This window comes from Thauera sp. WH-2 (assembly GCF_048321015.1).
In the GTDB taxonomy this organism is placed as follows: Bacteria; Pseudomonadota; Gammaproteobacteria; order Burkholderiales; family Rhodocyclaceae; genus Thauera.
In genome coordinates, this window is the sequence record NZ_JBLWFG010000004.1 from 12961 (window position 1) to 36655 (window position 23695).

Below are 23695 nucleotides of genomic sequence, written 5' to 3' on the forward strand. Positions count from 1 at the left end.
GTTCATTCTCCCCGACGTTGCAGACGCCAGGTCACCGTCAGTTCCAGCGCCTGATCGCTCGCCAGGCGCGCCTTCAAGTCATCGAGCACGCGGGTCGCCTCCTGGGCGCTGAGGTCGGTTTTCTGGGCCTCTTCGACCACGATGGTGCGCGGCCCCGGCTGCGGTACGGTCGGCGCGGTGGGTTCGGATGGCGTGGAGGGCGTACTTGTCTGCACCCCTGGGGTACCAGTTGCTGTAGGACTAGGAGCACCGATGCTTGCGGCTGCGGCCAGCAGCCGGACGGCATCGCGCTCCATCTCCTCGAAGCGGGCCTTCAAAGGCACCACATGCTCGTCTGCCGTCAGCGCCTCCTTCAGGCGCACGAGGATGAGCTGTGCCGCATCCCGACGATGGTCGGCGAGATCGCCCATCGCATCGAACAACTGCCACTTGGCCGCGTCGAGCACTGCCAACGAGGTCTCGGCCTGCCCCAGCGTCCGACCCACCGCGGTCTCCGAGGTCTCGAGCGCCATCGACGCCAGCACGCGCACCAGTTCGCGGTCATCGGCCGTCACGAGCGCCGCCACCAGCGCCTGCGCCGATTCGGCACTTCGCTGCCGCGACCCGGGCGCCCCAGGCGCGTAGCGCTCCGCACGGTCGCGCACACGGGCAACAAGTTCGCCGATCTTGATGCGCTTCGGCCTCGCCGCCTCGCGGACCTGGCTGACGAGTTGCGCCACGCTTGCCGCATTCAGCGTCTGCGGCAGCGTCAGGCCAAACAGCGACGCCGCACGCTCCACCGCACGCACCCACTCCGAGGCTTCGGGCAAGGACTGCTCGCGCAGCTCCAGGTCGTCGGCAAGCTGCTCCACCCCCGGATCGACCGGCGTGCTGCCGAACACGAAGCTGCGGTTCGTCTGCAGCGCGTAGGTCAGGATGACTAGGTTCTGCAGCTCGACGGGCAGGCCCATCGGCTGCGGAAGGTCGATCCACTGCCGAAGCCTCGCCACCGTGATCGCCCCACCGCCATCGCGCGCATGGCATTGCGAAAAATGTTCCCTCCAGCGGTGTTCGATCAGCAGATGCGTCTCGCCCATCACGCCCAGGCGGCAGGGATTCACGACGGAGCGCACCAGGCGTCGGGTGGACGTGTCGGCCACCAGCCCACGATGCCCCGACGCGGCAACCGCCTTCTGCACCTCGGCCCACACCTTCTTGACCACGCTGGCCTTGATCTCGGTATCGAACTCCGGGTGCGCGGGATACTGGTGGGCGAACAGTTGCCCGAGCAAATCCTCGAAGGCCGAACGGAAGTCCGCCCCCACCGGCGGTCGCGGCGCGAAGGTGAGATCGAGCGAGCGGAACTGCTGCTCGGGCTCTAGCGCAAACATCACCGCGTCGCGCGGTTCCGTGCTCAGGCCGTAAGCCACGTCGAGTTGGGTGCGCAGCTTGATGCGCAGCGAATCGAGCTGATTGCGCGCCAGCGCCTTCGCCTGCGTGCGCTCGACGAAGGACAGATGGCCGGCATACTGCTCGAAACGCTCGCCCTGCAGGATGTGGTCGAGGATCACCAGCCGCCCGAGGTCGGCCATCGCCTTGTTACTCAGGAAGGCCGGCAGCCAAACCACGGTGCGCGTGTTGCCGCCGTTGTATTCGTCCAGTCGGGCGATGTCGTCCTGGGGCGTGCGGTTGGCCTCGTCGAAGGGAAAGTCCAGCACCACCGACCACGCCTCGCTGCGGCCGCGCAGGCGCTCGTCGGCCATCTGGCGCACGTTTTCATACAGCAGTTCTACCTCGCGCCGCGTGCCGCGCCAGACGAACTCGTAGCGGATGAACAGGCCACCGTCGTCCTCGATGCCCAACTGCTCGAACAGCATGTCGCGGATCTTGCGGCGACGGTTGCCGTCGTTGTCGTTCACCTCAGCGGCCCGCAGGATGGGCTCGATATCGACCCCGGTCACCTGGATCGCCACCGTGGGGTTGTTGTCGTCGGAGACCTTGATCTCGCCGATCTCGCCCGCCCAGTCGCGCAGTCGGCGCACTACGTCCTGCACCTCGCGCCCCGGAATCGGCGAGCGGAAGGTGCCGTGGTTCAGCGCAACCAGCCGGCCGGCGGTCATACCCTTGAGCGACTCCACCTCGGGCACCAGCGCCGCCAGCAGCAGGGTCTTGAGCAGCCGCGCGTCGTTGCGCAGGTTACGCGCCGCGCCGGCATCCGCCTGGCCGAGCTTGATCGCCTCCCAGGTCACGCCGTGGCGCGTTTCCAGCATCGGCAGCAGGCGCTGGGTGTAGAGCCGCTTGGCGTTCTCGAAGTGCAGCCGCATGCCCTCGGAGAAGGGTTCATCCCCTTCCGCGATCGCATCCCACAGATCGCCGACCGGAATCAATTGGCCGAGCTCGAGATCCTCGCGCCGATCCACCAGCAACTGCAGCATCAGCTTCAGTGCCGTGCGCTCGCGCTGCAGCGCCGCCGACACCGCAATCAGGGTCTGCACCAGCGCCGGGCTGAAGGGATAGACCTTGCGGAACAGGTCGCGGTCGGCCTCGGTGGTCAGCAAGGTGTCGAGCACGTCGCGGCGCAACCTCAGCACGTCCTCGAAGGCGGCCTGCAGGGTCTGCCGCGCCGCTTCGTCACGCGGACGCAGCACGCGCTTCTCCGCGATCGCGGGCAGATTGCGGTCTTCCAGCGTCACACGGTGGAAGCGCGCCTCCCAGTGCTTGAGCACGTCGCTGAACTGCAGTTGCAGCGATCCGGCCAGGTTCTCTCCCACCAGGTCGCGCAAATCGCGCTGCCGTGCGACGAAGCTCACCAGCGGAATCGGCCGGTCGGCGTTGGTCGCCTCGACCAGCTTCACCAGCTTGGTGCCCTCGCGGCTGACGAAGCTCACGTCCGCCGCATGGCTCGCCAGCCACAACACCAGCTCGTCGAGGAACAGGATCACCGCGTCGTAGCCGAGGTCGCGCGCGTGCCGGCTCATGATCGCCAACCCGTCGTCCAGCGGCACGAAGCCCTCGCCACCGGCCGCCAGCGAGCGGTAGGCCGAGAAGAACTGCCCGATCAGGTCGCCCACCAGCCGCGCCCGCTCCTCGCCGTGCGGCGGCTCCAGCATCGCCGCCTCGAAGCTCGCCGCATCCCAGCCGCTGTCGAGCGCCCCCCAGCCACCTCCTGCACTGCCTTGGGCGCCGGCGTTTAGCTTGTCGAAGAACTCCGCGTCGCCCATCGTCTCGCGCATGCGCACGGCGTCGTGGAACAGCCCCTCGGCCAGGTAGAAGCCCGGCACGGGTGCCTCGGGGTGCTGCTTGCGCACAAACTCGGCGTACTGGCCAAGGATCGCGCTCTCCATGTCGCGAGCGCCGATCATGTGGTACGGCACGAGCAGGAATTTGCGCCCCTGGGTCCAACCGTGGCGGGCCACGACCGAGGCCAGCTCCGGAATCGCCCGCGCCTGCGTGTTGCCCGCGAGCAGCAGGTTCAGCACCGCCATGAAGTGGCTCTTGCCCGAGCCGAAACTGCCGTGCAGGTAGGCCGCCTTGCTGTTGCCCGACAGCACCGCCTGCTCGATGAAACCCATCGCATTGTTGAACGCGTCAGCAAGCTGCGGCGTAACCACGTAGTCGCGCAGCGTCTGCTCGGCGTGGCTCACCCCTTCGGAGAGCTTCAGCACGAAGTCGCCCTGATGCACGCGCTCAGGGATAGTGATCAGGTCTTTCAGCAACTGAGGCATGGCCTCGCTCCTTCTCTCGCTCGCACCCATGTGCCAGCGACCCTTCAAAGGCTATTCATAGAGCACCGCTCAGGTCTTGGGACTTCGGGTCAAGAAGTCCACGACCGATGGCGGCACGCCCTCATCTTTAACGATTCCGTCCGCAGCGGGTCTGAACAAGGCCTGCAGGATCAACTGCCGGTCCTGATCGCCAACGGCTGCGCCACTCTCGAGCAAAGAGAGGTACGTCTGGATCATCACCCGGCGCTCGGCTGCATCGCCGACCAGGTGCAAGTTGCTCAGATATGAGCGCACCACCAAGCGTATCGCCCACACAGAGAAGAGACCGATCAGGCCAACCAGAGCCAGCCTCCAGCTGTCAGGCCCCTGCCCAACCGGCGTCGACTCAAGAAGCCCGGCGAGAAGCCGCCCAACCATGAGAGAGGCGACGAGCATTCCGCCAAAGGCGGCCACGCCCGAGACCCAAGACATCGTCCTGTGGTGCTTCTCCTTGGTTTTCCAGTATTCCGCGGGCGCACGCATCGCCATCTCGTCCCGGAACGCCTTTCTAAGGTCGCTCATGGACGCCTCGTGCGTCGCCAGCAGCGCCTCAAAATGCTCGCTCCGCTGCTGTTGAGCCGAATCGAAGTCGTTTTGCTGGGCCTCACGCGCCGAACGGATGTCGCTTGCAAGCTCCGCGTAATCGCGGTGCAGGGCCTCAATCGCCGCGGTTTTTTCGCCAACCACGGACGCTGTGTTCGCCCGAAGCTGTTCGAATGCCTGGCTCGCCGCCTCGAGCCGCTCTTCCCTCAGCGAAGCGGGCAGTTCATAGCGGTCCAGAATGCCTTCTACCAGGCCTCGCCACGCGTCCGGCGTCTGCGGCTGCAGACCATGCCCGTCCCTCGGAGGGACAAAGACACAGGCGTAGAAGCTCGCGGCTGCCTCATTCTGAGCGCGGTACAGATCAATTCGCTTGGCGAGCGGAGTCGAACTGTGCGGCAGTCCATGCACGACCAGCGCCTCACGCGCCGAAGCCTGGGCCGATTGAATCTGCTGGTCGTATTGCTGGGGGTTATGCGTCGCGTACTGCTGAGCTTGTTGAAGACAACTCAGTGCATTCGCGAGTTGGCTCAGTGCCTGCCGAAAGCCGTTCGTGTGGTTGCCACTCTGCCGGTCTCGCTGCCAAGACCAGAAGTTGATCTCAGCCTGGACCCAATCACTTGCCTCTTGAATCGACCTGGGCGCAAACAGCCCTCCGTTCTCACCCAGATCAAGGCTGAAAATCGGCTCAGCGGGCGTAAGAACGGCTTCCGCCACCCCCGTCATTCAGCTCCGTCTCCCTTTGGAACCTTCTTGCGCACCTTGGCACCGCTGAGCGGCTTCTTTAGCGTCTGCACAGCAGCAGGCTCCGATGCCCCGGAGCCCTCTTTCCTCAAATCATGAAAGTTCATCGTTGGCAGCATCACCTGTCCTGCCATCATCCGCGAACTGACGGTAAGCAATTGCTCGCGCAGCGCAGACCACAGGAGCGACGCGCCATTCACCGCAGCCAGGTCCTCGGGAGGAGCGAGTTTTTCGGCGCCATTCGGAATGAGCACGACTCCGCGGGCCTCGACATCGATGAGATAGGGTGAATACTTCTGATCTTCCTTGTCTTCTCGAGTCTCGTTATCGACCACCAGCCGAAAGCTGATCAGGTACATCCGCCCCCGCTCGTGGTTCGGATCGAGCTCGCCGATGCTGAACTCAGTGGTCAGATCGACGCCATCGAACATGAAGGTGGTCGTGAATGGGTTCGGAGGCTCCTGCGGCGCATGCCGCTCGTCCCACTCGACCGAAACCTTCTTGAACATCACCTGCAGCAATTGCACCGGTGCCGGTTTCATCAGGCGATCGCCTCCATCAACTCGGCGGACGAGGCTGCGTCATTGCAAGCGGTCATGGATAAGTGTTCTGTGAGATGGACCCTCCCACTCCACATGCCGCTCAGGTCTGCCGAGCGTCCAGGAATGTGTACGCTCACCCGGGTCCGGTCGCGACGCCGGGTATCCATGCGCGTCGTCGGCAGCGAGCGCAGCTTCACCCGCTGCTCATCCTCGCAGCGCTCCTTCCAAAGTGACAACTCCACACCAGCCTTGTCGGCAAGCGCTTTCATCACCTCGGGACGCTCGATCGCCATCGTCAGGAGCAGCGTCGTGCTCTCATCCGGATAGGTGGTTTCCGACTCGTAGCGCGAAAAAGCGATCTTGCCCTTACCGAAAACCTTGGACGCCTGCTGCTGCGTCAGGCCGTAGCGCTTGCGCAGAGCCAGAATCTCCTCGCCCATCAGCAGATCGCCGTAATGCACCTTGCGCTCGGCCAGCACACGTAGGTTTTCCCTGTGCTGCGACGCCTTGGTCGTCGTTTCACCGCAGGCATTGCAGACCGAGGTCTGCAGCTTCACTTCCACACGCTTGCCGTGCGGCTCGAACACACGCACACGCTCCGCCGCCTCTAGGTGACCCTTGCGGCACACCGGGCACAGACCCAATCCCATGATTCACCCTCCCCCTCAGCGAGAGCCGTGACAAGACACCAGCACCAAACTCAGCTGGCCGTCGTCGGTCACGGAAAACTTCATATACACCTCGAGGCCACGTGCGTTGCGCACGCGCCGTTCAAAGTCAAAGTGCAATCGATAAACATCGCAAGGATACGTCTCCCCGCCCTTCACCTGACACCACTCGGCGTTCTTGAAATCCGCCGGTTTCAGGCAAGAAAGCATGTGCAGCACATCTTCATAGCTCCACTGCTCATTCTCCAGATCTCGCTCACATCGATCCGTGGCGACCCAAACCTCGTCTTCAGTCAACGCCCCATCGGCCAACAGTGTCTGGAGCACAACGAGGTCGAACACGGGACCACCCGCAATCGCGCGCCGGGATGACGTCGGACGCTTCAGCGAGGCACGGGCAATCTTCCACAGACCAGGCATCTAGTTTATCACCGTGATAAATATTTAGTCGGATTTTACACTTTCAAACCTGTGACTCAGCTCACGCTCCGCCGACGCCCGCGCCGGGCCGCCGTCACTGCCGGTTTCCATGCCCGCAACGCATCCAGCGTCACCCCCAGCGCCTTGGCCTCGTCGCGCACGAAGCCGTCGTAATAGTCGCCCATGCGCTCGCCGAAGTTGGGGTCGAGCTGGTTGTGCCATTGCTTGAGCCAGGGCAGCAGTTCGAGCAGGCCGGCGAGCAGCGGCACCAGGCGATCGATGGGCCAGCCTTCGGTGTCCTTCATGTCGAGGTAGTAGGCGGCGAGCGCGGTGGCTTGCTGCAGGCGGTCCCAGCCGGCCCACGCAATCGGCTGGCTGCCGTCGGCGCCGCGTTCGCAGCCGGGGTAGCTCACCCAGCGCTCCTTGGGCACGTCCAGGCCGCCGCGCAGGCGCCAGAAGTCGGCCTTCTGGAAGTCCTTGCTCTGATATTTGGGAGGCACCGGAATCCGCCCGACCTCAACCGCCTTGCGCTCGGCCTTGGTCTTTGCCAGTTCCGTGGCCAAGGTCTCCTCGACCCAGCGCAAGTCCTCCGCATCCGGCTCGCTTCCATCGCGCCCCTGGCCAAGGATCGCAAGCAACGCCTGGCGCCGTGCGTCGGCCCCCTGCTCGACCTCGGCATCGATGGCATCTTCGCGCCGCTGCAGCGCCCAGCAGTCTTCCCACTGGGCGCGCTTGCGCAGGCCGGTTTCGGTGTAGCGCAGCACGGGCAGGAAGGGCACGGACTCGGCGGCGACCAGCTCGCCGACCAGGCGGGTGACGTCGAAGTCGGCGCGGCCGGCGTAGAGCTCGGCGATCTGCATGAAGTCGGCGTCCTGGCGGGCGGCGTCGGCCAGGCGGTTGATGCTGGAGAGCTGCGCCGGTTCGCCCGCGCCGCCTGCGGCGCCGGCTGTGTCCTCGCGCCCCTCGCCGCGCGGCCAGTAGTGGGCGGATTCCAGCCGGGCGAGCAGCCAGTCGCGCAGCGCGGCCTGCTCCTGCTCGTCCCACGGCGGCGTGTTCCAGCGCCGCTTGTATTCCGGGCGCTCGATCAAGCCGATGTTGCGCTCGGCTTCGATCAGCGCGATGCGCCGATCGACCACCGCGCGGTAGTCTGCCGGCCAGTGGGCGGGGATCTCGGTGATCGGCGTGGCACCGTGGCGCTCGAACCAGGTCGTGCTCTCCTTGCCCGCGGCCATGCGGCGGGCAAGCACGATCTCGAAGGCGCGCTCGCCGAGGCGGACTTCGGGCGGGTGAGGGTGTTCCAGCTCGGCCACGCCCTCGGGCAGCAGGCCGTAGAGCCGGTAGCAGCGCCAGTCGAGTTCTTCCTGCAGCGCGATCATGCGCTGGCGCAGGGATTCGGCCTCGCGGCGGGCGGCGGCCAGCGTGGCGCGGGTCGGCAGCGGCTGACCTTCACGCAGCAGCGCGTCCGGGAGGGTCGCGGCGCGCTCGCTGGAGAGGGTATCGAGCCGACGAGCCAAGTCGAGCGGCCGGCCATCGATCAGCGGGAAGTCAGCGACCTTGGTCGAGTTGAAGGCGTAAGTATCAAACGCAGGATCGCCTGTAGTTCTCGCGCCATTCGTATCCGTCGAGTCTCCCTTGTTGAAGCACACCTGCTTCAACCAAAAGCACGCCACCGACGAATTCAGGAGCCCGAGGAGGCCCAGATGCTCGTCCTCGGTCGCCTCCGCCGGCAGCTTGATGACCGGCGCGGTCTGCTTGAACACCTTGCCGCCGCGGTCGAGGACGAAGTGGTTGTGGGTGGCGACCTCGGCGAAGGTGATGGAAAAAGGGATACGGAGTTTTCTTGTTGTCAGCCTGCCGTACTCCCACCACTTCAGGCCGGCTTCCACCTTGGTCTGCTTACCAAACATCTTGTTGTTCGACAAATCGGTGCGGTAGGGCCACATGAATCGATGAGCGCCAGGCGTCGACAACAAGTCGACGGACTCAAATCCCTCGTCATACGGGAATAGTGCAGCCGAAGTCGGAGCGTGAGACCAATCCCGCACCTCATCGCCACTCACCATGCCGCGCAGGATGCCGCCAGTCACTCCCTGCCTTGAGAAAGCGCTCGGAGGATTCACAAATACATCGTCTTCAAGGGTGAAGGACGTGATTCCCACGGAGTCGGACGCCTCGGAGAGTGTCGGCCGATCAGTTTCGATAACCTCCTTCAGGTCCGAAGCCCCGCCACCGCCGATGCTCCAGGGATGCTTCCCGAACGTCGCCCGCGGCGTGTCCGCCACGCTGACAAAATCGCTTTCCGACCCCGCCACATCCACCTGCCCGAGGATCGCGGACCACACCTGCCCTGTCGCGGGATCCTCCGGCGTGCTCGGCTCGCCCTTGATCCCCATCACCGTGCGCACCTCGCCCGCCACCGGCGGTCGGTGGCGGCCGAACAGAATCACCGTTGGCGTACCGTGCCCCGGGATATAGGCGCCGGAGGTGTCGATGACGTGGGTGAGATCCAGCGCCGGCAGCACCTGTTCGATGAGCTTGGCGCCGAACTCGCGCTTCATGAAGCTGTTGGCGGTGATCAGGCCGACGAAGCCTGCCTTGGCCACGTCTCCCTGCCCGTCGCGCCCGGTCTGCGCGAGCTCGAAGAAGCGCTCGGTGAAGGGGCAGCCGAGCGAATACTTCATGTGGCAACTGTTTGGATAGCGCCGGCGGTAGGCCTGGTTCAGCGCCGCGTCCTTGACCACGATGTAGGGCGGGTTGCCGACCACGGCGTGGTACTGGCGGCCGAGGATCTTCTGCACCTCGGCCAGGTCCTCGCTGGCGAAGGCGTGGGCTAGGCCGGTGTCGGCGTAGTCATCGGCGCGCTGGAACATGTCCTCGGTTTCCTTGAAACCGAAGCGCGGGCCGTGCAGCAGGCTGTCGCCGATGGCCACCTGCAGCCTGAGGTTGGGCGCATCCGCCAATCGGCACACTTCGCACACCTTGAGCGCCGCCACCAGCAGGCGAAAGCGCGCGATCGCCACGGCGAAGGGGTTGAGGTCCACGCCGGCCACCGCGTCGAGCGCCTTCTGCGCGATGTCGCGCGGGTTGCGGCCGGGCTCGCGGCGCTGCCATTCCGCCACCAGGCGGTGGAAACCGCCGAGCAGGAAGTGGCCGGAGCCGCAGGTGGGGTCGATCATGCGCGCGCTCTGGTAGCCGAACTCGCGGATCGCCGGGGTGAGCGTGCGGTCGAGGATGAATTCCTCGACGAACTCGGGGGTCTGCAGCAGCGCGTAGCGCTTGCGGGTGGCCTCCGACAGATCCTGATAGAGGTCGCCAAGAAAGCGGGTGTCCCACTCGGGGTCGGTGAAGTCGTGCACCAGCGCCCCGCTCGCCGGGTCCACCGTCTGCCAGAACTGGCGCAGCGCCATCGCCGCGTCACCGCTGATGCCGAGGCGGAAGACCGGGTTGTGCGCCTGGTCGAAGAAGGTCTGCAGGCCGGGAAGCCGGCCTGCCTCTCGGAAGGCGGCGAGCAGGTAGTCGCGGTCGGATTCGAGCGGGTGGGCGCGGAAGTAGGCTTCGTGACGGTCACGCGCGAGCGCGAGCCGGCCGCCGCCGCCGTCCAACTCCGGCGTGCCGGACAGCCAGGGGCGGTCGACGAGCTGGTTGTCTTCGATGAAGCGCAGGAACACGCAGGACAGCAACCAATGCACGCCGGCCTGGGTGATGACCTGGTCGGCCCAGCTCTCGAAGGGCTCGGCGCAGCGGTCGGCATCGCGGGCGGCCTGCCATTCGGCACGCAGCGCGACGTCGAGCTCGGGCAGCTCCGCGATGCGGGCACGCAGGTCGTCTTCGAGGCGCTTGATCTGGCGGGTGAGGTCGGCGAGGAGTTGCGGGGCGTGGATCACGAAGGGATTCCGTTAAGAGCGCAGTGAGCAGGCAGTGCAGTTCAAGGCTGGGTGGCGAGCGCCGCACGGTGATGGTTCTTGATCCAGGACTGCGGGACGTCGGCGGCAGCGCTGGCGTGGACCAGCGGCACCGGCACGCCATCGAGCATCGGCAACCCCTGGCGGTGGGTGGGCAGGAGCAGCCATAGCGCGGGTGTGCAGCCGGGGCGGCCGACTTGGGCTTCGAGTTCGGAGACCAGGCTCATCAGCCCGTAGCGGGCGAGCAGGCCGGGGCTGGTGAGCAGGACCGGGTCGGCGCTGCCGAGCAACCGGTCGCGCAGACCGGGCAGCGTCCGCTGCACCAGGCGCTGCAAGTTGGCCCAGTCGCGGCTGTCGTGGGCGGCGCCGTCGGCACGCAGGATGACGTTCCAGTCGGCGCCCAGGGCGTCGGCCTGCGCGCGCAGGGCCTGGATCATCAGGGCGTCGAAGCTGAAGCGGGCGAGCCCGCCGGCGGCGGCCGAACCCGGGCCGAAGCGGCGCAGCAGCTCGGCCTCGGCGCGGACGGCGAGGCGGGGCTCGACGCACAGCACCAGCAGCCCGCCCTGGCGCAGGTTGCGCTGCAAGCGGTCTTCGAGCGCCTGAGCGTCCTGCGCCGCGACGTCGACCAGGGCGAGGCCATCGACGGTGGTGAGGCGCTGAAAGGACGTGGTGCCCCCGCTGGTGGTGCCCGACTGGAGGCGACGGTAGTGGCGCGCTTCGTCATCCCAGCGGAAGGGGGCCTCGACCTCTTCGAGCAGGCGGTCGAGCACGGGACGGTCGGGCAAGGGCTCGGCGTCGGGGTAGCGGCCGCGCACGCGGGCCCTGAGGTCGCCTACTTCGAGCTCCTTGAGGCTGACCAAGGCGCCGAGCGACTGGCGCAGCGCCTGCAGCGCCGGCATCTGGCGCGGGTAGATCTCCTGCCGGCTGGACAGCGCCGCGGTGCGCGAGGCCGCGGTGGCAAGGCGCAGCAGACGCGCGGGCTGGATGCCACGCAGCGACTCGGGGGCTTCGTCGTCCACCGGCTGCGGGGCATGGATACCTTCGAGCGCCTGCAGCACGCGGGCCGGCGGCAGCAGCGGGTCGGCCAGCGCGCTGGCATCGGCCACGGCGCCGAGCTGGCGGGCGTAGTCGGCCCAGGCGGCGCTGGTGGCGATGAGCGGCGTGGCCGCATGGTCGAAGAGCTCGAAGCGGGGCTTTTCGAGGTGGTTCTCGGCCTCGAGCGCGGCACGCAGCACCGCGCTGGCCAGGCGCAGGCGCTCGTCGTCGCCTTGCTCGGCACAGCCACGCAGGGCCAGCAGGGCGAGCGCGGCCTCGGTGCTGGTCATGACCTGACCCTGGCCGTGCAGCAGGGTTTCGAGCTGGTTGCGCAGCTCGGTGAAGGCCGGGTTCTTGAGCCAGCGTTCGCGGGCCTTGACCAGGGCGTCGGTGAGCGCCTTGCGGTCGAGCCCGTAGGCCGTCGCGGCCTCGCCAAGCGCCGGCCAGGTGCCGGCGGGACGCAAGGGGGTGCGGGGCTGGAGCGGGCTGGCATCCTCGCCTGCGCTGTCTTCGTCGAGACCGAGGAAGTCGGCGAGCGCCGCCTCTTCCGGGCGGTCGTCGCCGGCGGGGCGCCGCGGCAGCAACTGGCGGGCAAGCTCGTTGATGCTGATGGCGAGCTTTTCCGCGCCCTTGCCGCCGCCCTCCTCCATGTCGTGCAGGGTACCGCGGCCCCTCGTGAGATCCGGACGCAGCCGGGCGAGCTCCTTGGCCTTGAGGCGGATCTCCTTGCGGATCTTGTCGCCCACGCCGCGCAGATAGCGGAAGCGGATGCGATCGACCGCGAGCAGCTCATGAACGTTGTGGATGCTCATGCGCTCGAGCACGTCGCGCGCTTCGAGGCTGTAGCCGAGCTCGGCCATCGTCGTCTCGCCGGTGGCGGCGAAGGCGATTGCCTCGAAGCCCTGGGCCGAGGTGGGATGGCTGGTGGACAAGACCTCGAACACCCGGCGCCAGTCGCGCAGCATGTCTTCGGCGTTGTCGAAACGCTCGCGATAGTCGCGCGCCAAGGCATGCGAGAAAAAGGTGTCGAGCGGGCCACGGATGGCGGGGTCGAACACGCCGGTCTCGAAGGCGAGCTCGCCATCGACCACCGCCGGCGCGCTGGCGCCGTCGCCCCAGCGCGGCGCCTTGCCGACGGCCATTTCGTAGAGCGTGACCGCGACCGCGAAGCGCTCGGCGTAGAGGTCCCAGCGCTTGCCCGGGCGCAGCGGCAGGAAGGGGTCGAGGTAGGGCGGCGTGCCGGCGGAAAGGTTTTCTGCCGGGGTGCGGCACAGCGAGAAGTCGAACAGCACGAGCTGTAGCTTGCCGCCACGCCCGCCGCTGATACCGATGTTGTCGGGCTTGATGTCGCGGTGGATGACGCCAATGTCCTCGATATGGCGAACCGCCTCGATCAGCTCCTCGCCGAAGCGGCGCAGGAGGTCGAGCGACAGGCGTCCATCCCGCAGCTTTTCCGCCAGCGTGTGCTCGCCCGCGCTCTTGAGCAGCAGCGCGGTACGCCCGGCGATCTGCAGGGTCTGGCGATATTCGACGATGTTGGGGTGGCGCAGCTTGGCCAGCGCCTCGCCCTCGGCCTGCAGGTTGTCGCTGTGGGCAAGATCGTTGGCGACCTTGAGGACGAACTCCTCGTCGCTGTCGTCCTGCTGCACGAGCAGCGCGATGCTGGACGAGCCGCGCCCAAGCCGCGTGAGGACGGTGAAACCGCCTTCGAGGCGGTCGCCCTTGACTGCATCGCAGGGATCGACAGTGGCCTCGGGGTCGGGCGTGGTGAGCTCGTCCTCGACGCTCTCCAGATCGGCCAGAAAGCCCTGGATGTTGTCGTAGCGGCCAAGCACATCAGGATGGGTGGCGAACTGCACGAGCTCCTGCAGCTTCTTGCCGCAGCCGTCCATCACGTCCGACAGACGCAGGCCCTGCCCTTCGCGCAGCTTGACAGCGAGCTCCAGCGTGTTCGATGCCGGCGGGCGGCCGCTGAAGATCAACCAGGTGAGGCAGCCGAGCGAGAAGACGTCGAGTTCGGCGCCGTGGGCGGGGTCCGCGCGCGTGATCTCCGGCGCCAGATAGACCTGGCCAGGATCCTCGACATAGGCCTCGACGTGCTGGGTACCGGTCGTGCGATGCACGGTATCGTCCGCATCGACATCGCGCGAGGCCGTCTGCCAGTTCATCAACTGGACCTTGAACCCGCTGCCGTCCTCGCGCACAAGCACGCTCTGCGGCCCGAGAGCGCGGTGATAAAGGCGCTTGCCGTGGGCGTACTTGAGCGCTTCGGCGATGTCGCGCAACAGTTGCAGGCGTTGGTCCACCGTGAGGTGCTGGCCACGCTCGCGGATCAGGTGGTCGAGGCGAACCGACGCAGGGTCGTGATCGAAGATGAGCGCCGGCCCGAGCTCGCTGTCCTTGTAGTCGTTGCAGCGCAGGATGCCGGGGTGGTCGATGCCTTCGAGCACCTCGAACTCGCGACGGGCCTGGCGGGCGCGGGCGCCTCGCTCCTCCGGGCTGGAGGCGGTAGCGATGGTGTAGATGCGCACCCGGCGCTGCACTGTATCAACGCTGACGTGGCGTACCTGCCAGTCCTGGTAGCCGTCGCCTTCCGAGATGAGCTTGACCAACTCGTAGTCGCCGATCTGGCGGTGCTTGTTGGAAGGCCGCACGCCGGCTTCGGTAAGCCCGCGCGTGATGGCGCGCGCCTGCTGATGGTCGACCGGGTGACGGATCGGCCCACGCAGCCCCTGCGCAAGGGCACCGACGATGCCGTCATCGCCCTCGACGCCCGGTCGCCCGCGCCTGAAGGCGCCAGCTGCGGCGGAACCGGAAAGCTGGAAATCGAGCGCGGTCGCGGACAGAAAAACCAGCGGCTCGACGAACGGCAGGCGGATCTTGGCCTTGGCGATGGCCGGTTGGCGGCGCAGCAGGCTGGCAAGCCGCTTGGCCTTGCGATCGGTGAGCAGCAGCGGGTTGTCGACGGTGCGGGTGTGGCCATCGGTCACCCAGGTCCACGAGTGCGCATCGCCCGACAACCGCCCGGGACGACTCTTGATCTCGACCAGGAATAGGCCGGCGGGCGACAGCACCAGCGCGTCGACCTCGTTGACCTTGCCCTGATCGTCGATGAACTCGAAGTTGCTCCAGACATGCCAGGGCTCGCGGTCGGGCAATTGCTCGCGCAGCCAGTCGAGCGCTTCGCGCTCCCAGGCGAAGTTGGATTCGGCAATGACGTGCCAGCGCGACGGCCCCATGCTCATGCAGCCCTCCCCGGCTCATCGGCCACGTACTCGAGCAGGTCGCCGACGGAGCAGCGGAACAGCGCGCACAGGCGTTCGACCGCCGGCAGCTCGATGCGCGTCGCGGTGTTGCGATACAGGGCAGTGACGGTGCTGCGGTTGAGCCCGGTGAGCCGCGCGACATCGGCGATGCGCAACTTGTCGCGATGCATCAGGGTGGAGAGGTGACAGCGGATCATGGGGGGGGGGCGGTGGATCGGCCGGAGCCGACCAGCGGCGCCCAAAATAGAGTCGGGGTGCTGCGCAGCGTAGTATTTTTTAGCGGGGAGGGCAAGTACATTTCCATACTCGCCCTGCGCACCCTTAGCCATCCCCGAACGGCCCCGAGCCACCCTTCCCGGTACAAGGGCGGTACAGTCGTCAGCTTCAGGTTCCTGTAGTCAGCTACGCTAAGCTACTGATCCTTAGTTACTTTCGACTTCGACCACTTACGGTCAGCTTGCCTTATATATCAACAACTTATTGATTTACAAGGAAACTCATAATCCGTTGGTGCTGGGTTCGACTCCCAGGGGGCCCACCAATTGCATCAAGCACTTACGCCAGTCCCTCGGGGCTGGCGTTTTGCTTTTCTTTTCAGAGCATGCGCGTTCTCCGTTCTCCCGGAGTTCCAGCGCCTCGCCGCTACTCGCCGCGCACACCGCTTGTGGATCGCTGCCACCGCTCTCACGCCCCGCATCAGTACCCTCCAGTCTCGACTGCGCACTCCGGGTCTCTGAATGGTGGCGAGCCGTAATGGCGCTGGCTGGGCACACCCAGATGCAACGTCTGTGCTCAGGCCCCATAGGCCCTCGGCGCGTGCCTATCCCGCGGCAAGCTTCGCGGCGATTGCCGCGACGTGCCGGCCCTGAAACCGGGCGATGCCAAGCTCGTTCTCGCTCGGCATGCGCGAACCATCACCCGCGGCGAGCGTGGTCGCGCCGTAGGGGCTACCACCCGTGATTTCACTCATGATCGTCTGGCGTGCTTCCGAGTACGGCACGCCGACGATGACCATGCCGTGATGCAGCAGCGTGGTGTGGAAACTGGTGATCGTCGTCTCCTGGCCGCCGTGCTGGGTCGCGGTACTGGCAAACACGCTCCCGACCTTGCCGATCAGCGCGCCTTTGGCCCACAGGCCACCGGTCTGGTCGAGGAAGTTGCGCATCTGCGAGGCCATGTTGCCGAAGCGGGTCGGAGTACCGAAGATGATCGCGTCGTAGTCAGGGAGCTCGGCCACCGTGGCGATCGGTGCGACCTGGTCGAGCTTGATGCCGGACGATCGGGCGACCTGCTCCGGCACCAGCTCCGGGACACGCTTGATCGTCGCCTGTGCCCCTGTTTCCCTCACGCCTTCGGCGACGGCGGATGCCATCGCTTCAATGTGTCCATACGACGAGTAGTACAGAACAAGAACCTTGGTCATGACGCTTTCTCCGTGGGATTGATCGTGCAGCAAGGAACTGCCGTTCAACCGCCGGGCGCCAGTGCGGGCGGCCCGGGCATCCTGCAGTATAGGCAGGCTGCGCGATGTCGCAGATTGCCTTCTGGCTTCGCATGCATCATGCGGTGCGCTCGACGATACCGCCTTCAACCCGCAAGGTCGCGCCCGTCGATGCGCCATGTCGCGTTGGCAGCGGGGAATCGGCCGTCTGTACGCACCAGCGGTCAAACTCGCCGCGCCTCACGCCGCATGGCGGAGACTGCAAGGCAACCGACAACGGGTCAGTCACTTACCGCCCCTTCGGAACTGGCATCTCGTTCTGTCGCCCCCGCCTCGATTCCCCGCGCAAGGTAGACCAGCCGCGGTCCCAGGTCGCGCTCGATCCGCTCGCGGGTGAGCGCATAGGCTGGCCCGCTCGCCGAGAGGACCAACAGATCCTGACCCGGGCACCGCATTGGAACCGCGACCGCATGGGTGTCACGGTTCCAATGCCCGAACGAAGTGCAGTAGCCATGCTCGCGGAACTCCTCGTCGGCGCGCAGCAAGCCCTCGGCCAGGGCCGGCCAGGCCTCGGGGTCACGCAAGCGGATCTGCTCGACGAGGAAGCGGCGCTCCGCCTCGGGCAGCGCACACAGGAAGGCGCGCCCCATCGAGGTGGAGGCAATCGGCAACTGCATTCCCGCGCTCACCTTCAGCGTCATCAGCGAGCGGGGCTGACAGCTTTCCAGATAGATCATGCTGAGCCGATCACGCGCGGAAAGTGCCACCAAGGCCTGCGCGTAATCGGCCAGATCCTGCATCAGCGGCCGGGCCATCTCGCGCACGTGGACATTGGCGAGCGCGGCATGTCCCAGCGCCAGCACCGCACTGGTCAGGCGATAGCGCCCCGATGCGTCATCCAGGCCAAGGTAGCCAAGCTGCACCAAGGTATGCGTCAGCCTGGAAACGGTCGACCTGGCGAGCCCGGTGCGCTCGGCCAGCTCACCATTGGACAGCAGGCGGGCGTCGTTGGAGAAGCAGCGCAGCAGTTCGAGTCCACGGGCGAGCGCCGTCACGAACTGACGATCTACGCCACCCCCAGAGGCCTCTTCTGCCCCCCGCGACACCCCGGCCTTTCTGTTCTGCATAGCGGAACACTCTATGAAATTTTTCGATTCTATGGCGATTGAGTGCGCATCCCGCTTCTCATTCGGCGCGATATTTGCAACGATTCCAGCACATTGATGATTATTTGTTCTGCACAGCGGAACTTCAACCGGATTTGATCATGTCCAGCACAGCCTCTTTTCAATGGGATGACCCGCTGCTACTCATCCAGCAGCTGAGTAACGAGGAGCGCATGGTGATGGATACCGCGCGCGCCTTTGCGGGGGACCAGCTCCTGCCACGCGTCACGGAAGCCTTCCGCCACGAGCGCACCGACCCGTCGATCTTCCGCGAGATGGGTGCGCTCGGCCTGCTCGGGCCGACCATCCCCGAGGAATATGGCGGTGCGGGACTGAGCTATGTCAGCTACGGGTTGATCGCCCGCGAGATCGAGCGCGTCGATTCGGGCTACCGCTCGATGATGAGCGTGCAGAGTTCGCTGGTGATGGTGCCGATCTTCGAGTTCGGCACCGAAGCCACGAAGCGCAAGTATCTGCCACGGCTGGCGACGGGCGAGTGGATCGGCTGCTTCGGCCTCACCGAGCCCGACCACGGCTCGGATCCAGGCTCGATGGCGAGCCGGGCGAGGCGCGTGGAGGGCGGCTGGCTGCTCAGCGGCAGCAAGATGTGGATCAGCAACAGCCCGATCGCGGACGTCTTCGTGGTCTGGGCCAAGGCCCAGGATGAGGACGGGGTCGAGCGCATCCGCGGATTCGTGCTCGAGAAGGGCTGGAAGGGACTGTCCGCGCCTGCCATCCACGGCAAGGTCGGGCTGCGTGCATCGATCACCGGCGAGATCGTCATGGACGAGGTCTTCTGCCCGGAGGAGAACGCCTTCCCCGATATCCGCGGCCTGAAGGGGCCTTTCACCTGCCTCAACTCCGCACGCTACGGCATCGCGTGGGGCGCACTCGGCGCGGCAGAGTCCTGCTGGCACACCGCGCGCCAGTACGTGCTCGACCGCAAGCAGTTCGGTCGCCCGCTGGCGGCCAACCAGCTCATACAAAAGAAGCTCGCTGACATGCAGACCGAGATCACCCTGGGCCTGCAGGGCTGCCTTCGCCTGGGCCGGATGAAGGACGAGGGCACGGCTGCGGTCGAGATCACCAGCATCATGAAACGCAACTCCTGCGGCAAGGCACTGGACATCGCCCGCATGGCGCGCGACATGATGGGCGGAAACGGCATCTCGGACGAGTTCGGCGTGGCGCGCCATCTGGTCAATCTCGAAGTGGTTAACACCTACGAGGGGACACACGACATCCACGCGCTGATCCTCGGCCGCGCGCAGACCGGCATCCAGGCCTTCTGCTGACCATGGCCGGCGCCCTCTCACACCTGCGCGTGCTCGACCTGTCACGCGTGCTCGCGGGCCCGTGGGCCTCGCAACTGCTGGGCGACCTTGGCGCGGAGGTGATCAAGATCGAACGCCCCAGTGGCGGCGACGACACCCGCGCCTGGGGCCCGCCCTGGTTCGAAGCAGACGGCCGGCGCGATGCGGCGTATTACCTCTCCACCAACCGCAACAAGGAATCGGTGGCGGTGGACATCACCCATCCCGCGGGGCAGGCGCTGGTGCGCGAACTCGCCATGCACTGCGACGTGCTGATCGAGAACTACAAGGTCGGCGGGCTGAAGCGGTACGGGCTCGATTTCGCCAGCCTGCAGGCGCTCAACCCACGCCTGGTGTACTGCTCGATCACCGGCTTCGGGCAGGACGGCCCCTATGCCGAGCGCCCCGGCTACGACTTCCTGCTGCAGGCCATGGGCGGTCTGATGAGTCTCACCGGCGAGCCGGACGGGCCACCGCAGAAGGTGGGCGTGGCGCTCACCGACATCCTGACCGGGCTCTACGCCACGGTCGGGGTTCTCGCCGCGCTCGCACACCGTGAGCGCACGAACGAAGGTCAGCATATCGACCTTGCGCTGCTGGACGTACAGGTCGCCTGCCTGGCCAACCAGGCCATGAATTACCTGGTTTCGGGCAAGGCACCCACGCGCATGGGTAACGCGCATCCCAACATCGTCCCCTACCAGGCCTTTCCGACCGCGGACGGGGATATCGTGCTCACGATCGGCAATGACCGCCAGTGGGCCGCCTTCTGTCGCCTTGCCGGGCGCGAGGAGTGGATCACGGATGCTCGCTTCGAGAGCAACGCGGCACGGGTCGAGCACCGCCAGACCCTGATCCCGCTGCTGCGTCAGACGACGGTGATGCGCAGTACCGACGACTGGGTGCGGGCGCTCGAGGCGGCGGGCGTACCAGGCGGCCCGATCAACGACCTTGCGCGCGTATTCGCAGACCCACAGATCCGCCACCGCCGCATGAGGACCGAAATCGGCGGCATCCCCCAGCTCGCCAATCCGCTTCACCTGTCGGCGACGCCACCCGCCTACCGTCATGCGCCTCCCGCGGTGGGCGAGCACACGGAGAACGTCCTCCAACGCGTCCTCGGGCTGGACGAGGCGCGCATTGAAACCCTGCGCAGGGAGGGCGCAATCGACTGAAATTCAATCGCCTTCGGGGTATCAAGGTTCGGGCAAACACGCATTGCCTCCAGGGTGCCGCCCGACGCACAGTTTCACCGCCCAAGCCGGGCACAAGATCCGGCCTCAGCCAATACGACCATTTGTCTGATCAACCAGGTAGGAGACAACCATGAAGTTGATTCGCACGCTCGGCCTCGCCGCGTTCACGGCACTTGCCACCGTCGGCAGCGGCATCACGCACGCCCAGCAGCAGTTCGTCACCGTACTGACCGGCGGCACCAGCGGCGTGTATTACCCGCTCGGTGTCGCGCTCTCCAAAGTGTATGGCGATGCGCTGCCCAGCGCTCGCGTCAGCGTTCAGTCCACCAAGGCCAGCGCAGAGAACCTCAATCTGCTGCAGGCGGGCCGTGGCGAAGTCGCATTCGCCCTGGGCGATTCCGTTTCCGCGGCATGGAACGGAGTGGAAGAGGCCGGCTTCAAGAGCAAGCTCGACAAGCTGCGGGGTCTGGCTGGCATTTACAACAACTACATCCAGATCGTTGCGGCCGCCGATTCCGGCATCCGCAGCCTGGCGGATCTCAAGGGCAAGCGCGTATCCGTGGGCGCAGCGCGTTCGGGCACCGAGCTGAACGCACGCGCCATCTTCAAGGGCGCGGGAATGAGCTACGAGGATCTCGCCAAGGTCGAATACCTGCCGTTTGGCGAGTCCGTCGAACTCATCAAGAACCGCCAGCTCGACGCCACCCTGCAATCCGCCGGGCTGGGGGTCGCATCGATCCGCGATCTCGCCAATGCACTCAATATCACGGTGATTCCCGTCCCTGCCGAGGTGGTCGCGAGCATCGGGGACGCGGCGTACCAACCCTCCGTGATCCCGGCGAACACGTATCAAGGGCAGGCCGAGGACGTGCCGACGGTGGCGATCCGCAATATTCTCGTCACGCACGCTGAAGTGCCGGACGAGGTGGTGTACGCAAAGACCAAGTCGATGTTCGAGAACCTCGACCAGCTCGTATCGGCCCATGCCGCCGCACGCGGCATCCAGGCCGAGGGGGCGGCCGACAATCTGCCGCTGCCGCTGCACCCCGGGGCCGAGCGCTACTACCGAGAGGCGGGCCTGCTCAACTGAGCCCGGCAGCGTGACGGCGCCTCCTCCAGGCGCCGCCACGCCGTCTTTCCGACACCCCCCTCACCACACGCCCCGGTGGGCAGACGGTAGCGCACAGGATCGAGGTTGTCCTGTGATCGAAGCCTGCCGGTGAGGCATGCAACCCGCGGCACACCCACAGGCTCAGTCAAATGCAGGACGCACACGTCGCCCCCTTCGGTTGGGACAAGGGCTTGCAGGGGCGCGCCCTGTTCCTGATCGCAATCGCGTTCTCCGCCTTCCAGATCGTGGTGGCGGCCTACCACCCGCTGTCCTCGCAGGTCGTGCGTGCGATTCACGTCGGCTTCATGCTGCTGATGACCTTCGCGCTGATGCAGCACTGGCTCCCACGTCGGTCGGTGCCCGCACTCGCATGGTTGCTGGGGGTGCTCGCCCTTCTGCTCGCGTCGTATCACTGGCTGTTCGAATCGGATCTGATCGTACGCGCTGGCGACCCGACCCGAGCCGACATCGTCGTCGGCAGCCTCACCCTGCTGCTGGTGTTCGAAGCCGCACGTCGCATCATGGGCCCGGCGCTGCCGCTGATCTGCGCCGCCTTCTTCGCCTATGCCCTGTTCGGCCAACACCTGCCCGGTGACTTCGCCCACCGAGGCTACGGCTTCGACCAGCTCATCGAGCACCTCACCTTCGGCACCGAGGGCATCTACGGCATCCCAACCTACGTCAGCGCCACCTACATCTTCCTGTTCATCCTGTTTGGCGCCTTTCTCGAGCAGGCCGGCATGATCCGGCTGTTCACCGATTTCGCCCTCGGGACGGTCGGCCACACGCGCGGGGGGCCAGCCAAGGTATCCGTCGTCACCTCGGGCATGATGGGTACGATCAACGGCTCGGGCGTGGCCAATGTGGTCACCACCGGCCAGTTCACCATTCCGCTGATGAAGCGCTTCGGGTATCGGCCCGAGTTTGCCGGCGGCGTCGAAGCAACCTCGAGCATGGGCGGGCAGATCATGCCCCCGGTGATGGGCGCGGTCGCCTTCATCATGGCCGAGACGATCGGGGTGGCGTATGTGGAGATCGTCAAGGCGGCGATCATCCCTGCCCTGCTCTATTTCGTCACTGCGTTCTGGATGGTCCATCTCGAGGCCGGGCGCGCCGGCCTGCACGGCATTCCCAAGGACGAGTGCCCCGACCCCTGGGCAGCAGTGAGGCGACAGTGGTACCTGCTGCTGCCGCTTGCGGTGCTGGTCGGGCTCCTGTTTTCGGGGTACACGCCCCTGTTCTCGGGCATGGTCGGTCTGGCGCTGACCGCGGTGCTGATCCTTGGCGCTGCAGTGGCGCTCCGCCTGCGTGGCAATGCGCTGCGCTTCGCGTTCTGGATCGCGCTGGGCGTCTTCTGCGCCGGCTTCTTCAAATGGGGCATCAGCGCGATCCTGAGCGTGATCGCCGGCCTCGTACTGCTCTGCTTCTTCGTCAGCGGCGGGCGCGCCACGCTGCGCATCGCCGCCAACGCCCTCGCTGACGGCGCCCGCCACGCGCTTCCGGTGGGCGTGGCCTGCGCCCTGGTGGGCGTCATCATCGGCGTGCTCACCCTCACCGGCGCTGCCACCACCTTCGCCAACGCCATCATCTCGCTCGGCAAGGACAACCTGCTGCTGTCGCTGATGCTGACCATGCTCGTCTGCCTGCTGCTGGGCATGGGCATCCCGACCATCCCCAACTACATCATCACCAGCTCACTGGCCGCACCCGCGCTGCTGGAGTTGGGCGTGCCGCTGATCGTGTCGCACATGTTCGTGTTCTACTTCGGAATCCTGGCCGATCTCACGCCGCCGGTGGCACTGGCCGCCTTCGCGGCGGCACCGATCGCCGGCGTGTCAGGGATGCGCATCGGCCTGCAGGCGGTGCGGGTGGCGCTCGCGGGCTTCGTCGTGCCCTACATGGCGGTCTATGCACCAGAGCTGATGCTGCAGGGCGACCCGACAGTTCTCGCAGTCGCATGGATCGTCTTCAAGGCGCTGGTGGCGATTGCGCTCTGGGGCGTCGCCTCGATTGGCTATCTGTGGCAGCCGGTGAGTTGGCCGCTGCGCATCTGGGCTTTCCTGAGCGCCCTCTTTCTCGTCGCCGCACTGCCGGTCACCGACGAGATCGGTCTGGGCAGTGCGGCCCTTCTGTTCGGCTGGCTGGCCTGGCGCCAGCGCCGCAGCGTCGTGGCGAGCACATGATCGGCATCTGCCTGCTGAGCGGCACGCTGGCGGCGTTCGTACCCGCAGAGCGATTCACCCTGGCGTGGACCCACTCGATCGAGAAGCAGCGCTGGGAAGAAGACTGGCAGATCCAGCCCGCCGACCTGGGATCCCAAGGCGACACGAAGTCCTGGGCGCTGGCGCTGATGGAAGCCCGGGTCCGCGGTTCGGGTGCCGGCATGGAGCCTCCGGCTGGCGCCGAACTCCGAGACGGCGTTTGGCACTACCGCGTGAGCCGCGCCGTCGAGGCGCTGGAACTGACACACAGTGCGTATGCCGCGCCCTACGAACTCTGCACCGGCGGGCGCTGCCGACCCCTCGCAGACCACCTGCCCGGACTGGAGCCGCAGCCCGCAGAGGCCGTCGTAGTGACCCTGCGGGGTTGCAGGCAAACGCCCTGAGAA

The 23695-nt window shown here is 66.3% G+C and carries 15 protein-coding genes; 5 read left to right on the forward strand and 10 right to left on the reverse strand.

Going from position 1 to position 23695, the window contains the following annotated elements:
• Window positions 1-2: 2 nt before the first annotated feature.
• The 10 genes from ACNKW1_RS08260 to ACNKW1_RS08305 form a co-directional block, all read right to left on the reverse strand.
• Window positions 3-3704: a phage resistance protein gene (locus tag ACNKW1_RS08260; RefSeq protein WP_418364109.1), complete on the reverse strand. Its 3702-nt coding sequence runs from the start codon at window positions 3702-3704 to the stop codon at window positions 3-5.
• Window positions 3705-3773: 69 nt separating this feature from the next.
• Window positions 3774-5009, reverse strand: a complete 1236-nt coding sequence (locus ACNKW1_RS08265; RefSeq protein ID WP_418364110.1) for a DUF6161 domain-containing protein — start codon at window positions 5007-5009, stop codon at window positions 3774-3776.
• Window positions 5006-5569: a hypothetical protein gene (locus tag ACNKW1_RS08270; protein ID WP_418364111.1), complete on the reverse strand. Its 564-nt coding sequence runs from the start codon at window positions 5567-5569 to the stop codon at window positions 5006-5008. Before ACNKW1_RS08270 ends, ACNKW1_RS08265 begins: the two co-directional genes overlap by 4 nt.
• Window positions 5569-6219: a type II TA system antitoxin MqsA family protein gene (locus ACNKW1_RS08275; protein ID WP_418364112.1), complete on the reverse strand. Its 651-nt coding sequence runs from the start codon at window positions 6217-6219 to the stop codon at window positions 5569-5571. The genes ACNKW1_RS08270 and ACNKW1_RS08275 overlap by 1 nt, the downstream gene beginning before the upstream one ends.
• 15 nt (window positions 6220-6234) lie before the next feature.
• Window positions 6235-6657 (reverse strand): hypothetical protein, encoded by a 423-nt coding sequence (locus tag ACNKW1_RS08280; RefSeq protein WP_418364113.1) that lies wholly within the window; start codon window positions 6655-6657, stop codon window positions 6235-6237.
• Window positions 6658-6713: 56 nt separating this feature from the next.
• On the reverse strand, window positions 6714-10541 hold the full coding sequence (gene pglX, locus ACNKW1_RS08285) for a BREX-2 system adenine-specific DNA-methyltransferase PglX (RefSeq protein ID WP_418364114.1): 3828 nt from the start codon (window positions 10539-10541) through the stop codon (window positions 6714-6716).
• Window positions 10542-10582: 41 nt separating this feature from the next.
• Entirely contained in the window at window positions 10583-14839 is a 4257-nt protein-coding gene (pglW, locus tag ACNKW1_RS08290) for a BREX system serine/threonine kinase PglW (protein ID WP_418364115.1), read from the reverse strand.
• On the reverse strand, window positions 14836-15057 hold the full coding sequence (locus ACNKW1_RS08295; protein ID WP_418364116.1) for a helix-turn-helix domain-containing protein: 222 nt from the start codon (window positions 15055-15057) through the stop codon (window positions 14836-14838). The genes pglW and ACNKW1_RS08295 overlap by 4 nt, the downstream gene beginning before the upstream one ends.
• A gap of 623 nt (window positions 15058-15680) precedes the next feature.
• Window positions 15681-16283: an NAD(P)H:quinone oxidoreductase gene (gene wrbA / locus ACNKW1_RS08300; protein ID WP_418364117.1), complete on the reverse strand. Its 603-nt coding sequence runs from the start codon at window positions 16281-16283 to the stop codon at window positions 15681-15683.
• Window positions 16284-16582: 299 nt separating this feature from the next.
• Window positions 16583-17356, reverse strand: coding sequence for an IclR family transcriptional regulator (locus ACNKW1_RS08305; RefSeq protein ID WP_418364118.1), 774 nt, complete (start codon window positions 17354-17356; stop codon window positions 16583-16585).
• 212 nt (window positions 17357-17568) lie between these two features.
• Here ACNKW1_RS08305 and ACNKW1_RS08310 point away from each other — a divergent pair, with 212 nt between their 5' ends.
• The 5 genes from ACNKW1_RS08310 to ACNKW1_RS08330 all read left to right on the forward strand — a co-directional run bounded on the left by ACNKW1_RS08310 (window position 17569) and on the right by ACNKW1_RS08330 (window position 23692).
• A complete protein-coding gene (locus tag ACNKW1_RS08310) occupies window positions 17569-18762 on the forward strand; it encodes an acyl-CoA dehydrogenase (RefSeq protein WP_418364119.1) in 1194 nt (397 codons plus the stop codon).
• A 2-nt stretch (window positions 18763-18764) separates the two neighbouring features.
• Complete coding sequence (locus tag ACNKW1_RS08315) at window positions 18765-19955, forward strand: CaiB/BaiF CoA transferase family protein (protein WP_418364120.1); 1191 nt, start codon at window positions 18765-18767, stop codon at window positions 19953-19955.
• A gap of 151 nt (window positions 19956-20106) precedes the next feature.
• Window positions 20107-21066, forward strand: coding sequence for a TAXI family TRAP transporter solute-binding subunit (locus ACNKW1_RS08320; RefSeq protein ID WP_418364121.1), 960 nt, complete (start codon window positions 20107-20109; stop codon window positions 21064-21066).
• A 170-nt stretch (window positions 21067-21236) separates the two neighbouring features.
• Window positions 21237-23270: a TRAP transporter permease gene (locus tag ACNKW1_RS08325; protein ID WP_418364122.1), complete on the forward strand. Its 2034-nt coding sequence runs from the start codon at window positions 21237-21239 to the stop codon at window positions 23268-23270.
• The gene (locus ACNKW1_RS08330; RefSeq protein WP_418364123.1) at window positions 23267-23692 is read left to right on the forward strand and encodes a DUF1850 domain-containing protein; all 426 of its coding nucleotides are present in this window, start codon (window positions 23267-23269) and stop codon (window positions 23690-23692) included. The genes ACNKW1_RS08325 and ACNKW1_RS08330 overlap by 4 nt, the downstream gene beginning before the upstream one ends.
• The last annotated feature ends 3 nt before the right edge of the window (window positions 23693-23695 follow it).